This window comes from Kitasatospora sp. NPDC001132 (genome assembly GCF_053598415.1).
In genome coordinates this window covers 353,085-365,803 of sequence record NZ_JBSFKF010000001.1, presented here as the reverse complement: position 1 = coordinate 365,803, position 12,719 = coordinate 353,085, and the positions used below count along the sequence as shown (strand labels likewise).

11 protein-coding genes and 1 pseudogene are annotated in these 12,719 nt (G+C 72.5%); 5 read left to right on the top strand and 7 right to left on the bottom strand.

Annotated elements, in window-relative coordinates:
• Positions 1–66: 66 nt before the first annotated feature.
• Positions 67–621 (top strand): annotated as a pseudogene (locus tag ACWDBE_RS01400) (alpha/beta fold hydrolase); the annotation flags it as partial.
• 51 nt (positions 622–672) lie between these two features.
• Here ACWDBE_RS01400 and ACWDBE_RS01395 read toward each other — a convergent pair.
• Together ACWDBE_RS01395 and ACWDBE_RS01390 are read right to left on the bottom strand one after the other, a co-directional pair.
• A complete protein-coding gene (locus tag ACWDBE_RS01395) occupies positions 673–1,227 on the bottom strand; it encodes a GNAT family N-acetyltransferase (RefSeq protein ID WP_449806815.1) in 555 nt (184 codons plus the stop codon).
• Positions 1,228–1,398: 171 nt separating this feature from the next.
• Positions 1,399–2,208, bottom strand: a complete 810-nt coding sequence (locus ACWDBE_RS01390) for an ADP-ribosyltransferase (protein WP_449806814.1) — start codon at positions 2,206–2,208, stop codon at positions 1,399–1,401.
• Positions 2,209–2,376: 168 nt separating this feature from the next.
• Here ACWDBE_RS01390 and ACWDBE_RS01385 point away from each other — a divergent pair, with 168 nt between their 5' ends.
• Positions 2,377–3,111 (top strand): hypothetical protein, encoded by a 735-nt coding sequence (locus ACWDBE_RS01385; RefSeq protein WP_449806813.1) that lies wholly within the window; start codon positions 2,377–2,379, stop codon positions 3,109–3,111.
• Positions 3,108–4,403, top strand: a complete 1,296-nt coding sequence (locus tag ACWDBE_RS01380) for a nucleotidyl transferase AbiEii/AbiGii toxin family protein (RefSeq protein ID WP_449806812.1) — start codon at positions 3,108–3,110, stop codon at positions 4,401–4,403. The genes ACWDBE_RS01385 and ACWDBE_RS01380 overlap by 4 nt, the downstream gene beginning before the upstream one ends.
• An 89-nt stretch (positions 4,404–4,492) precedes the next feature.
• Here the strand turns inward: ACWDBE_RS01380 and ACWDBE_RS01375 are convergent, their stop codons facing one another.
• A complete protein-coding gene (locus ACWDBE_RS01375) occupies positions 4,493–6,445 on the bottom strand; it encodes an ABC transporter ATP-binding protein (protein WP_449806811.1) in 1,953 nt (650 codons plus the stop codon).
• 929 nt (positions 6,446–7,374) lie between these two features.
• Here ACWDBE_RS01375 and ACWDBE_RS01370 point away from each other — a divergent pair.
• Positions 7,375–7,950: a helix-turn-helix domain-containing protein gene (locus ACWDBE_RS01370; RefSeq protein WP_449806810.1), complete on the top strand. Its 576-nt coding sequence runs from the start codon at positions 7,375–7,377 to the stop codon at positions 7,948–7,950.
• A gap of 68 nt (positions 7,951–8,018) precedes the next feature.
• Here ACWDBE_RS01370 and ACWDBE_RS01365 read toward each other — a convergent pair whose 3' ends face one another.
• From ACWDBE_RS01365 to ACWDBE_RS01355, 3 genes are all read right to left on the bottom strand, one after another.
• On the bottom strand, positions 8,019–8,954 hold the full coding sequence (locus ACWDBE_RS01365; RefSeq protein ID WP_449806809.1) for a dihydrodipicolinate synthase family protein: 936 nt from the start codon (positions 8,952–8,954) through the stop codon (positions 8,019–8,021).
• Position 8,955: 1 nt separating this feature from the next.
• On the bottom strand, positions 8,956–9,756 hold the full coding sequence (locus ACWDBE_RS01360; protein WP_449806808.1) for an aldolase: 801 nt from the start codon (positions 9,754–9,756) through the stop codon (positions 8,956–8,958).
• A gap of 239 nt (positions 9,757–9,995) precedes the next feature.
• Entirely contained in the window at positions 9,996–10,466 is a 471-nt protein-coding gene (locus tag ACWDBE_RS01355; protein WP_449806983.1) for a hypothetical protein, read from the bottom strand.
• 258 nt (positions 10,467–10,724) lie between these two features.
• Between ACWDBE_RS01355 and ACWDBE_RS01350 the strand changes: the two genes are divergently transcribed.
• On the top strand, positions 10,725–11,591 hold the full coding sequence (locus ACWDBE_RS01350) for an SAM-dependent methyltransferase (protein ID WP_449806807.1): 867 nt from the start codon (positions 10,725–10,727) through the stop codon (positions 11,589–11,591).
• An 87-nt stretch (positions 11,592–11,678) separates the two neighbouring features.
• Here the strand turns inward: ACWDBE_RS01350 and ACWDBE_RS01345 are convergent, their stop codons facing one another.
• Positions 11,679–12,539, bottom strand: a complete 861-nt coding sequence (locus ACWDBE_RS01345; protein WP_449806806.1) for a universal stress protein — start codon at positions 12,537–12,539, stop codon at positions 11,679–11,681.
• Positions 12,540–12,719 lie beyond the last annotated feature (180 nt).

The window sequence follows — 12,719 nt, the reverse complement described above, 5'->3', positions numbered from 1 at the left end:
GCGCTCACGGAGCAGCACGTCCGGACCAACGACCCAACCGCCCCCGGGTGACGGCCGAAGCCCGGCGACCGGATCGGCGGCCCCGAGCAGGAGTTCTACGTCTCCTACTTCCAGGAGCCCGGCCGCGCCGAGGCGGAGATCGAGCCCGATGTCCGGGGCTGGCTCGCGGGCTTCTACGCGGCCCTGTCCGCCGACACCATGCCTGCCCGAGGGGAGCCCGACCCCCACTTCGTCGCCCGCGGAGGTGGCCGACTGCGCGACCGCTTCCCCAGCGGGGTCCTCCCGGCCTGGCTGGGCAAGGACGACCTCGACGTCTACGCCGGGGAGTTCGAGCGCACCGGCCTGACCGGCGCGCTCAACCGCTACCGCAACATGGACCGCGACTGGGAAGACCTCGCCCCCTACCGCGGAGCCCCGATCGAACAGCCCGCCTTGTTCATCGGCGGCGCACTGGACGCCTCCACCACCTGGATGGCCGACGCCATCGACGCCTACCCCACCACTCTTCCCGCCCTGTCCGCCTCCCACCTCCTGGAGGGCTGCGGCCACTGGGTCCAGCAGGAACGCCCGGACGAAGTCAACAGCCTGCTGACCGACTGGCTCGCCACCGTCAAGGGCTGAACCAGGCGACGCCGATGTGACAACTGGTGGCTCTGCTCGAACGTTGGACGGCTATCGCGGTTCGTGACCGTCAGGCAGATTCGTAGCGAAGATCCAGTCGAAGCCGTCGTAGCCAGGTCCGTCAAGATGTGCTGCTCGACTCAGGCCGACACGAAGCGCCACGCGCTGGGAAGCGACGTTGGCCGGGCGAACTCGGGCGATCAGTGGCAGGTCCGGAACCTGCTGAGCTGTCCAAGCGACAACGGCCGCTGCAGCCTCACTGGCCAAGCCTTGGCCCCAAGTAGCGGCGTCGAAGCGGTAGAAGAGATTGAGGATCTCCATCCCCGCCAGGTTCATTGGTTTTACTCCGCAGAAGCCCAGTTGGCGAGGTGCTTCATGATGTCGGACGACCCAGTATCCGTAGCCGAAGCGTTGCCACTGGTCATTCCAGCGTTGGTAGAGCTCCTGGGCTTCGTGACGCTGAGCAAGCGCATCTGAGGGGTTGTGGACACAGGTGGCAGGATCGTTGTGGATCGCAAAGATGGCGTCGATGTCGCCCGTGGTCGGGCGCCGCAAAGACAGTCGAACGGTCGTCAGCTCTTCACCGACCGGGTGCTGATCGCTCATGTGGAGATCGTATGGCTGGCGTCAGGCGGCGCGGCGCGCGAAGTGGCCGCCAGGCCGACCACGAACTCGGGGGAGGTGACGGTCAAAGCAGCTCCATGTGATGGTCGCTGATCTTGATGGCCGCGCGGACGTACTGCTCGGCTCCGGTGGATACACACGGGCACCCTGCGGTCAGTGCAGCCAGGGCTGGTAGTTGGGGTTGTCCACGCAGCCGGACTCGACCAGCGAGGCGGTGGCCCGGTCGACCGGGCAGGCCCGGCGGATGAAGTGCCGGTCCACGCCGCCGGGGAACGCGACCTCCACCTGGTCGGCGTACTGGTGCTGGTCACCGATGGTCTCGTTGACGACGATGCCGCCGGGGGCGTCGATGAAGTAGTCCCAGGGCACCTTCTTCCACTTCTTGTAGAGCGCGGCGTCGTAGGTGGTGCTGACGAACGGCGAGGGCTGGTTCTGCAGGACGTAACTGGTGATGTCGTACTGGCCGTTGACGGTGTCCTTCGCGGCGAAGCCCTGCTCGAAGATGACGGACGGATCGCGGCCGTCGGAGCGGAAGAGCGGGTGGCAGTCCTTGCGCCAGTGCGGTGCGGGGGTGATGCGGGGTACGTCCACCTGGCGGTCCACGGCGGCGTAGAGCGGGTCCGGACCTTCCGGGATGCTCCGGAGGCTGCCGGGCGGGAGGGTGAGGGCCGGCCGGGTGGCGCAGTCGTCGGCGCGCAGTTCGGCCTCGTCGGTGAAGTCGATCCGGCGGCCGTCCAGGACGATGGCGACGGCCTTGGTGCCGAGTTCGCGGACGATGAGTCCGTCGCACTGGGGGCCGCTCCAGAGCGCCTTCCCGCTGGGGTCGAGGCAGCGGAACGGCGCGGCACCGGCGGTGGCCGCGGGGGCCGCGGGGGCCGCGACGGCGAGGCTCCCGGGGGTGAGGACGACGGCACAGGCGAGGGCAACTGCGCTGGCGGCAGTGCGAATTCGAATGTTGATCACAACCGCTACCCTGGCCGCCACGCGCCCCGGAGGCGCCGCAACCCACCGGATCGAGGGCGTGTCCGCGCTTCCGGTTGACGCTCTCGCCCCGTCCGCGTCCGCCGTGGAGCGGCTCCGCGCACCCGGGCGCGTGCCCCGTTGTCAGAGGCGCTTGGCAGGATGATCGCCATGCTCGCCACCCGTCCTGACCAGTGCCGTGACACCCCGCCCGCACCATCCGACGTCCGGGGTGACTTCGAGGTGCACCTGACCGTCGAACCCGGCGCCGCCGAGGCGCTGGCCGCCTGGGCCGAGCGCCACGGCGTGAAGTTCACCCAGATCCTGCTGGCGCGCGGCGCGGCGCCGTCGCAGCCGATGCTCACCCTGCGCGCCGGCGGCACACTGGCGGAGGTCGCCACGGAGACCGCCCGGGCCGGCGGCCGCCTGGCGCGGGCCGGGTTCACCGTCCTGCGGGCGAAGATCGAGGCCACGCCGTGGGCCCAGGGCGTCCCGGCCTCCGACGAGGACGCCGCCGCGCACGGGCCCGGCCGGTACTTCGAGCACCACGTCAAACTGCTGCTCCCGGGCCCGGCCCCCGCCTCGGACCCGGCCCGCCTCACCGCCCTCACCGCCCTCACCGAGCTGGCCGTGCGGCACGGCGCGCACCTGTCGCGCAATCCGCGGCGGGTGCGCGAGGACGGCCGCTGCGAGTGGTTCGTGACCCAGCGCTGCCGACTGGTCGGTCTGGGCACCGCGGGCCGCCGGCTGGAGGCACTGCTGCACGACCTCGCCGCCGACGGCCACGAAGTGGTGTCGGCGGAACGCGAGTTCGTCGTCGTGGACAGCGACGAGGCGCTGGACGCGGGGTGGATCACCGAGCACGGACACGGCACCGGGCCGTACGGAGAGGGAGAGTCGATATGACCGAGAGCCAGTCCCAGTCGCCGGTGGCGTGGGAGGAACTGCAGTACGGGCCGTGGGAGGGCCTCCGGCTGCCCGGGCAGCCGCCGTCGGAGGACGTCCGCGAGGAGCAGGACCTCCCCAGGAGCCTGCGGCCGATCGACGACGAGTCGGTGAGCCAGCAACCGGTCTTCGATCCCGCACTCGCCGGGTACGTCCGGGCCCTTCGCCCCAGCGAGCCCGCCTTCGCCGACCCGCAGCTCGCCGAGCGCTGGTCGGCGGCGCGGCGCGAGGCGCTGAACACCGCGCTGTCCGCCGTCGCCGCCTCGCCGTGGGCCGAGCACCTGGTGCTGCGCGGCAGCGTCCTGCTCCGGGCCTGGTACGGCGAGCAGGCGCGGGAGCCCGGCGACCTGGACTTCGTGGTCCGCCCGACGGACTGGGAGCTGGAGGACGAGCGCACCGACCGCATGCTCCATGAGCTCGCGGCCGGCGCCGAGCGGCTCTCGGGCACGGTACGGCTGCACGCCGACCAGGCGCTCAGCGAGGAGATCTGGACGTACAGCAGGATCCCCGGCCGCCGGCTCGTCCTGCCGTGGACGGCGCCGGGCGTCCCCGGCGGGACGGTCCAGCTCGACTTCGTCTTCACCGAGCACCTGCCCGTCCCGCCGCAGTCCTACCGGCTCCCCGGCGTCACCGGCCCGCTGTTCGGGGCCACGCCCCAGCTCTCCCTCGCCTGGAAGATCCTCTGGCTGGTCTCGGACAACCACCCGCAGGGCAAGGACCTCTACGACGCGCTCCTGCTCTCGCGCACCGCCGAGGTCCCCTACGACCTGCTGCGGCAGGTCTTCACCCAGTCCGATGAGAGCTGGTCGCGCTGGCCGGTCCTCCCCAGGTCGATCGCCGAACTCGACGTCGACTGGGACGAGTTCGCCAAGGACTACCCGCGGTTCGCCGAGCCCGTCGAGGAGTACCCGGGCCGGCTGCTCACCGCCCTCCGGCCGACCTTCGCGGGCCTCGGCGAGTACGCACTGCGCGCCCGGTGGCTGGCCCCGGTGACGGAGGAACTGCGGACGATGCTGGCCGCCGAGGGCATGGACAAGGTCCAGCACTGGATGACCCGGCACCACCTGTTCTCGGACAACGGCCTGGTGATCACCCGCGAACTGCTCGACGGCGACCTCGACGCCGCCCGCCGCGCCGTCGCCGACCACCTCGCCGACCAGCAGGGCCGGTCGACGGCCCCCCTGGAGGAGGCCGCCGCCCGCTACGCCGCCGAACTGGCCGACGGCCGCCGCACCGCCGACGACCCGTCCTGACGGGGGCGTCGGCCCGCAATCGTTCCCGTGGTCGAGGTCCTGGCCTCGACCAACGGGAACCGAACGCCGAACCCCGAACAGCGGTTGTCCTACCCGCCGCTCCCCTCGCCCTCCCGGACCGGCACGGTCCGCCGGCCCGGCCGGGTCCGCTGCGCGGGGATGCCGGTGCGCTCGTTCTGCAGGTTCCACAGTTCCCTGAAGCGGCCTCCCTCCTCGGCCACCAGCTCGGCGAAGGTGCCCTCCTGGAGGACCTTTCCGTTCTCGAGGACCACGATCCGGTCGGCGACGGCCACGTTGGTGAGCCGGTGGGTGACCAGGACGACCGCCCGTTCCCGCGCGACCGCCCGCAGGTTCTGGAAGATCCGGTGCTCGGCGCGCGGGTCGAGGGCGGCGGTCGGCTCGTCCAGGACGAGCAGCCCGGCCTCGCGGTGGAACGCCCGCGCGATGGCCAGGCGCTGCCACTGGCCGCCGGACAGCTCCTCGCCGCCCATCCACTCCACCGCCAACAGGGTGGACAGACCCCGGCGGAGCCTGGCGACGACGTCGGCCGCTCCGGAGGCGTCCGCGGCGCGCAGCACCGCCGCGTCGCCCTCGGCGGTGGGCTGGCCCAGTGTGATGTTCTCGCGGCAGGTCAGCGGCCAGCGCGCGTAGTCCTGCGGGGCCACGGCGACCTGCCGCCACAGGGAGTGTGGATCGAGGTCACGGGTGTCGCGCCCGTCCCAGCGCACCGTGCCGGCGTCGGGCAGGTAGAGCCCTGACAGGAGCTTGGCGAGGGTGGTCTTGCCCGATCCGTTCTCCCCCACCAGGGCCAGGATCTCCCCCCGCTCGACGTGGAGGTTCACCCCGTCCAGCACCTTGCGGTCGGAGGCGGGGTAGGCGTAGTCGAGGTTCTCCACCGCGATCCGGCGCGGTGCCCCGGTGGTGTCGGTGCCGCGTTCGAGCCGGTGTCCGCCGGCGGTGTCGAGGAAGCTCGACCAGTCGTCCAGGTACATGCCGGTGCGGAACAGGTCCGCGCCGTAGCCGACGATGCCCCGCAGGCTGGTGCCGACGGCCGTCAGGGCGAACACGGCCGCTCCTCCACGCGGCAGACTCATCCGGCCGGTGCTCACCAGCCACAGCATCGCCGCCCACACCACCGCGCCACCGAGGCCGGAGGCGGCGGCACCGATCACCGACACCCGGGCGCTCTGCATCGCCGCCCGCCGCGAGCTGGCGTCCAGCCGCCGGCCGACCTGGTCGTACTTGGCGAGGAGGAACTCGCCCATGGTGTCGGAACGGACCTGGTCGGCGTTGCGCTTGACGTGGATGTACCAGCGCAGGTTGGCCATGATCCGGCGGTCGCCGATGGTGGCCCGGTTCGCCAGAAACTGCACCCGGGCGGCGTGCACCGACGCGATGCCCTGGGGCAGTGCCGCGAGCACCAGCAGCGGCAGGAGGGCGGGGTGGAGCACGGTCAGCACGCCGGCTGCGCCGAGCAGCGAGGCGAGGGAGGCGAGCAGGTTCTGCGCCTCCCCGACGATGTCCACGCAGACCTCGGCGCCGCGGTCCGCGGCCTCCAGCTCGTCGTTGTAGCCGGCGTGGTCGTAGGCCGCCAGTTCGGCCGCCACGGTGGCGCGCAGCACCTCGGCCTCCGCCGCCCGGGAGATGCGCGGCGACAGGTGGATGGTGACGGTCCTGATCGTGATGCCCAGCAGGGAGCGGGCGCCGGCCGCCGCCGCGATGACGAGGATCGACGGCGCCGCGTGGGCGAGCTTGTCCTCGACCCGGCCGGGGCCGAACAGCGCCGAGATCGTGCCGGTGGTCGCGAACAGCCCGGCCGCGCCGAGCACCGCGGACACGGCCTGGCAGGTCAGGAGCAGCGCGACGGCGGTCCGGTCGATGCGCCAGCCGAGGCGGAACGCGCGGACGACGAGTGCGGGCAGGCGGCGGGCCATCGCGCTGACGCTGATCGCCTCGATCGCCTCGATGCGGCGTCCGTCGGCGAGCCACCGCAGTTCCTCGTCGGCGGTGGCGGCCCCGGCCGCCGTCGTCGCGGCGCTCAAGCGGTCGCCTCCTTCCGCGGCGCGCGGGCCACCAGGGCTTCCGGCGCGGGCGGGACGTGGATCGCGGGGGCGGGGTGACAGGCCACAGATCCTCCAGACGCAGAGCGGCGCGCGGACGCGCCGGATCCGACCGAGGGGAGAACACAAGTCGGCTTCCCCAAAGCCGAGTTGACGATTTCGAAGGAGTCGGCCGGTAGGGACTGACGGCGTCCGATGATGGTGCTGTTCGAATCCGGCGCTCAAGTGGATTACCTCCGGGCGAGCCCGGGCCGAACAGGGACATTTCGAGCACGCTCCGCGCGCGGCAGGGGCCGTACTCCCGTCGGTCGCGCACGGGATCGGGAGGGCCCCGGAGCCCAGTGGGCAGACGGCGAGAGCCTGTTCGAGCGCCGCCTCCGGAAGGCTTCCAGGTGGTCGCGGCAGGTGAGGATGGCCCACGGCGCACAGCCGTCGCCGGATTCATCCGTTCGGCTGGTCAGCTACCCGAGCAGGTTTCGGGCATGGGACAAACCGGGGGCGACTCGACGCCCCCCGGCGCCCCCCGGTGCGCATGGCGCGCATGGCGCGCGGGGTGCGCGGGGTGCGCGGGGTGCGCGGTGCGCCCGGCCCAGCCCGGGCGGGAGGACGGTGCCCGCGCTGGCGGGTGTGATGACAAGGCTCCTTGCCGTATGTGCGGACCGTGCGAGCGGGGAGGCCCCGGCCCTTCAACTCTCCTGTCCGGCAGGTCGGTACGGCACCTGTCTACGGGCAGCCGCAGGCGCGGGACCACCGCCGCACCCGACTGTCACCCGTCCGTGGGGCCGCGGGCACCGGGCGATTGACCGGGGGGGTTGACACGGCGGCGGAGCGCCGGCCGACGGCCCGGTCGTCGCCGGTCGGGCGGCCGGACCGATAATGGACCGAACGATTCCGTGGGTGAGAGGTGACGCATGGCCAGCAGGTTGCGGGTGCTGAGGAAGCAGAACAGGCTCAGCCTGGAGGCACTCGCCGAGCAGGTCGGCGTCACCAAGAGCTACCTCTCCAAGGTCGAGCGCGGCATCAGCGATCCGTCGATCTCGACCGCGCTCAAGCTGGCCCACGCCCTCAAGGTCGACGTCGGCCGGCTCTTCTCGGAGGAGGTGGAGCCCGAGCTCGTCACCGTCGTCCGGGCCGGCGAGCGCACCCCCGTCGGCACCGGGGCCGGCTCCGAGGCCTCCCGCTACGAGGGCATCGCGACCGGCCTCAGCGGCAAGCAGATGGTGCCGTTCATGATGTACCCGCCGACCGAGCCGGCGGACTCGCCCTTCAAGTCGCACACGGGCGAGGAGTTCTTCTTCGTCCACGCGGGCACCGCCGTCCTGGAGTTCCCCGAGCGGAGCGTCGAACTCGGGCCCGGGGACAGCGTGTACTTCAACTCGGCCCTGCCCCACCGCTGCCGGAGCACCGGGCCGGAGCCGGCCGAGATCCTCGTGGTCATCCACGACGACCCGGACGGCTCCTCGGACCGGGTTCCCACCCTGCCCTGACGGCCCTCGGCGCCCCGTTCTCGACGCTCAGGCCCCGACGCTCAGGCCCCGACGCTCAGCCCTCAGCGTCAGGCCTTCGCCCCGGCGTCGGCCGCCAGGGCGACGCCCGCCTCCGACAGCAACGCGGCCAGCCGCGCCGTCCGCGCCTCGTCCAGCGGCAGCAACGGGCGCCGGGGCTCGCCGACGTCCAGGCCGCACAGCGCCAGACCCGCCTTCACCGTGGTCGGCAGACCGCCGCCGACCAGGAACTGCAGTAGCGGCAGCTGCCGGTAGAACACCCGGCGGGCCGCGTCCAGGTCGGCGTCGCGCACCGCCCGGTACAGCTCGAGGGTGAGTTCGGGGATGACGCACGGTGCCGCCGTGCACCAGCCGGCCGCGCCGGCCGCGAACGCCTCCAGGGCCATCGGGTTGGACCCGTTGTAGAACGGCAGGGCGCCGTCGGACAGTTGGGCCAGCCGGTGCATCCGCTGAATGTCGCCGCTGCTCTCCTTGACCATGGTGATGTTCTCCACCTGGTCGACCAGCCGGTGCATGAGTTCCGGGCTGAGGTCGACCCCGGCGGTGGCGGGGTTGTTGTAGATCATCAGCGGGATGCCGATCGCGCCGGCGATCTCGGTGTAGTGCCGGGTGACCTCTCGCTCGTCCAGCCTCCAGTACGACAGCGGCAGCACCATCACCACGTCGGCGCCGGCCTTCTCGGCGAACCGGGCACGGCGGACGGCGCTGCGGGTGGTGAGGTCGGCGATGCCGACGACGGTGGGCACCCGGCCCGCGACGGCCGACACCGCCGCCTCGGTGACGGCGTACCACTCCTGGTCGTCGAGGTAGGCGCTCTCGCCGGTGGACCCCAGCGGGGCGATGGCGTGGCAGCCGGAGCCGACCAGGCGGTCGATCAGCTCGGTGAGCCGGGCGAGGTCCAGGCCGCCGTCGGCGGCGGAGAACGGGGTCACCGGGTAGGCGATGATCCCCTCGAGGGCGGTACTGACTGAAGTGGCGATGGGCATCTCAGGAGTCCTTCCGGTTGACGAGGGCGTCGCCGTGGCCGGCCCGCAGGGCGCGGCGGGCGTAGTACGAGAAGTTCGCCTGGCCGCGCTTGGGGGTGGAGATCCAGTCGTGCGCCTCCTGGGCGAGCAGTTCGGGGATCTCCTGGATCTTCCCGGCGGCACTGGCGAGGAGCTGCAGCTTCGCGGCCCGCTCGAAGAGCAGGGCCAGCGTGCACGCCTCCTCGACGGTCCCGGTGGCGACCAGCTGGCCGTGGTGCGCGAGCAGCAGGGCGCGCTTGTCGCCGAGGGCGGCGGCGATGATCTCGCCCTCCTCGTTGCCGACCGGGATGCCGGGCCACTTCTCCAGGAACGCGCAGTCGTCGTACAGCGGGCACATGTCCATGTGCGACACGACCAGCGGGGTCTCCAGCATCGACAGCGCGGAGATGTGCAGCGGGTGGGTGTGGATGATGCAGTTGACGTCCGGGCGGGCCCGGTAGACCCAGCTGTGGAACCGGTTGGCCGGGTTGGCCATCCCGTCGCCCTCCAGGACGTCGAGGTCCTCGTCGACGAGGAGCAGGTTGTCCTCGGTGATCTCGTCGAAGCCCAGGCCCAGGCGCTGGGTGTAGTAGGTGCCCGGACGCTCGGCCCGGGCGGTGATCTGGCCGGCCAGCCCGGAGTCGTGCCCTGCGTCGAACAGGATGCGGCAGGTCAGTGCGAGCTTCTGTCGCACCGTCCAGCCGCTGTCGGGTATCGCGGCCCGCATCCGGTGATGGGCCAGGTTCACGAGGTCGGACTTGTCCGTCTGGAACGTGTCGGCCATGCCGTGGTTCTCCTTCGCTCTACGGTCGCGGCGGTCCTCAGGACGCTCGATCGAGGACACGTCCTTCACTTTAGGACACCTTGTGTCCTCGCGTCGACCGTTCACCCCCGCGACTCCCCGGACGGCCCGGCCGCGCCGTGACGGCACGCCGAAGCCCGCACGGGCGCCGAGCCGGTTCCCCGACGTCAGGATCGGGTCGCCTCGGCGCGCCGCGCGGGCGGGTGTCGATGGGTCGGAGGTCAGCGCACGGTGACGGTGAAGACGGGCGAGGCGGCGGTTCCGCTGATGACGCGCAGCTCGTTCAGGCCCTTGATGCCGAGCTTCACGCCGAGGGAGTAGGAGCCGGTACGGGTCGTGGCGACGGACGCGGGCAGGCTGACCCACGCGCCGCGCTGCTTCTGCTGCAGGGTCACCGTGGTTCCCGCCTTGAGGCCGGTGGTCGTGCCGGTGACGCGGAACAACTGCCACGCCTGGACGGAGTCGACCGACGGCGTGGCGCTGATGCCGGCCCGCACGGCGGCCGCCGACGGCACGGCCGGGGCGACGGCGACGGGCTGGGCGACGAGGGCGGACGGGGCGGTGGCGACGGACGGGGCGGGGGCGGGCTGGGAGGCCGGGGCGGCCGCCATCGCGGCGCCCGCCAGGGCGAGGGAGATGGCGCTGAGGGTGGCCACGGCGGCCAGGCGCAGGGAGTTCCGCTTGGAGACGATCACGGGTACACCTCTTTCAACGGAGGGTCCGGCCCAAGACATGAGCGGTGCGACTCGGGCGCTGTCATCCGTAGAGACGCCACGCTCCGCACTCAGGTTGTGGACGAAACGTCACCATCGTGTCACAGCAAGCAAGTTCGCGGGTCCGAATGCCGAAAGCGCGCGACGCAGAGGGACGTGAGGCGGACTTCCCGCGCGACGCGGGCGAGTTGGCTAGAATGCGCGGGCCTGGCGTGATCACCAATGAAGGGGCGGGGAATGAGCACCGACGAGACCATGGCGACGGCCGCCGAGTTCGGGTCCGAAGAGTCGGTAGCCCTGCAGATACGTCAGGACATTCCGCACAGCGCCCGGATGTACGACTACTTCCTCGGCGGCAAGGACAACTTCGCGGTCGACCGCGAAGCCGCCGAACGCGTCCTGACCGTCTTCCCCACCATGCGCACCGCGGTCCACGCCAACCGCGCCTTCATGCACCGCGCCACCCGGGCCCTGGCCCGACGCGGCCTGCGCCAGTGGCTGGACATCGGCACCGGCATCCCCACCTCGCCGAACCTCCACGAGGTCGCCCAGGCCGTGGAGCCCTCGGCCCGCGTGGTCTACGCCGACAACGACCCCGTCGTCCTGGCCCACTCCCGCGCCCTGATGACCAGCACCCCCCAGGGCCGCACCGCGTACGTCCACGGCGACGTCCACGACCCGGCCGGCATCCTGTCCACCCCCCAGGTCGCCGAGACGCTCGACCTCACCCGGCCCGTGGTCCTCTCGATGGTGGCCCTGCTCCACTTCGTCCCCGACCTCGACGACGCCCACGCCATCGTCAAGCACCTCCTGGACCCCTTGCCGGCGGGCTCCGCGCTCGTCCTCTCCCACGCCACCGCCGAGCTCGACCCGGCCGGCGCCTCCAAGGTGCAGGAGATCTACAACCAGGCCGGCACCTCCCTCCGGCTGCGCCCCAAGGCCGAGTTCGCGACCTTCTTCGACGGGCTCGACCTCCTCGGCCCCGGCATCGTCCCCGCCCACCGCTGGCACGGCGACGACACCGACACCCCCGCGGACACCCTCCCCGCCACCGTCACCGACGCCCAGGTCTCCTTCTACGCGGCCGTTGCCATCAAACCCTGAGTGTCGTCGCGCGGTCGCGACGGGCACGCCAACGGCCGTGGTGCGGACCGCTGTCGGTCCGCACCACGGCCGTCCGCTGGGTCGGTCTCAGTCGTGCGGCACGACCGCGACCGGGCCGTGCGCGTGGTGGAGGACGGCATGGGTGACGGAGCCCAACCAGGGCGCGGCCGGGTGGAGCCTGGGCCGGCGGCGCCCCACCACCGTCAGGCAGGCGCTCCGGGAGGCCTCCACCAGCGCCCGTCCGGCCGACCAGGCGGTGAGCTCGGCCTGGACCCGGACCTCCGGGTGCTTCTCCCGCCAGGGGGCCAGCGCCTCCTGGAGCCTCGTCAGCTCCGCGGCCTCCAGCGCCTCCCTGACCTCCGGCTGGTAGACCACGCCCTCGGCCGAGTACGGCCCGGCGGGCACCTTCCGGCTCTCCAGCACGCGCAGCATCGCGCCCCGCGCCGCCGCCTGTTCGAAGGCGAAGGCGATGAGGTCCGGGCAGGCCTGGTCGCTGTCCAGCCCGAGCACCACGTCACCGGAGCCCTCGCCCTGACCGTCGGCCCCGGCCCGGAGCACCACGACGGGGCAGTTCGCGTGGCCCGCCACCCGCAGCGAGACCGAACCGACCAACAGCCCGGCGAACCCTCCCAGGCCGCGCGAGCCGAGCACCAGCAGGCCGTCGCGCCCTCCGGCGGCGGCGAGCGCGTCCGCCGGGTTCCCGGGCACCTGGTCGCAGGTCAGCTCCAGCCCGGGCAGCACGCTCGCGATGTGGTTCCGGGTGGCGAGCACCGACGGTGGCAGCGGCTCGCCGCCGGTGTCGGGCTCCCCGGGGGCCGGCGAGCCCGTGCCCCCGACGTGGAGCAGCCGCAGCGGCCGGTCGCTGCGGTGCGCCTCCTGGGCGGCCCACTCGGCGGCGGCCGCGCTCGGTTCCGATCCGTCGACTCCGACCACTACGGCGTGCGGCATGATGACGGGCCTTCCTCGTTGGACGGTCGCGGCGAGGACGCCGACGACCCGGTGTGCGATCCACGATCGCGGCTGCCGCGGGCCGTTCCCAGGGGCCGAGCAGCCCCTGGGGTGGCCCGAAGGTCCCGGTCAGGATCCAGGGGCGACGTCAGGAGTCTGGGCCGAGGTCAGGACTCCGGG

Bases quoted from the DNA above. Each gene is read 5' to 3' on its own strand.
- ACWDBE_RS01395 (WP_449806815.1), bottom strand. From the start codon at position 1,227: ATGAGCGATCAGCACCCGGTCGGTGAAGAGCTGACGACCGTTCGACTG.
- ACWDBE_RS01385 (WP_449806813.1), top strand. From the start codon at position 2,377: ATGCTCGCCACCCGTCCTGACCAGTGCCGTGACACCCCGCCCGCACCA.
- ACWDBE_RS01380 (WP_449806812.1), top strand. From the start codon at position 3,108: ATGACCGAGAGCCAGTCCCAGTCGCCGGTGGCGTGGGAGGAACTGCAG.
- ACWDBE_RS01370 (WP_449806810.1), top strand. From the start codon at position 7,375: ATGGCCAGCAGGTTGCGGGTGCTGAGGAAGCAGAACAGGCTCAGCCTG.
- ACWDBE_RS01365 (WP_449806809.1), bottom strand. From the start codon at position 8,954: ATGCCCATCGCCACTTCAGTCAGTACCGCCCTCGAGGGGATCATCGCC.
- ACWDBE_RS01360 (WP_449806808.1), bottom strand. From the start codon at position 9,756: ATGGCCGACACGTTCCAGACGGACAAGTCCGACCTCGTGAACCTGGCC.
- ACWDBE_RS01350 (WP_449806807.1), top strand. From the start codon at position 10,725: ATGAGCACCGACGAGACCATGGCGACGGCCGCCGAGTTCGGGTCCGAA.
- ACWDBE_RS01345 (WP_449806806.1), bottom strand. From the start codon at position 12,539: ATGCCGCACGCCGTAGTGGTCGGAGTCGACGGATCGGAACCGAGCGCG.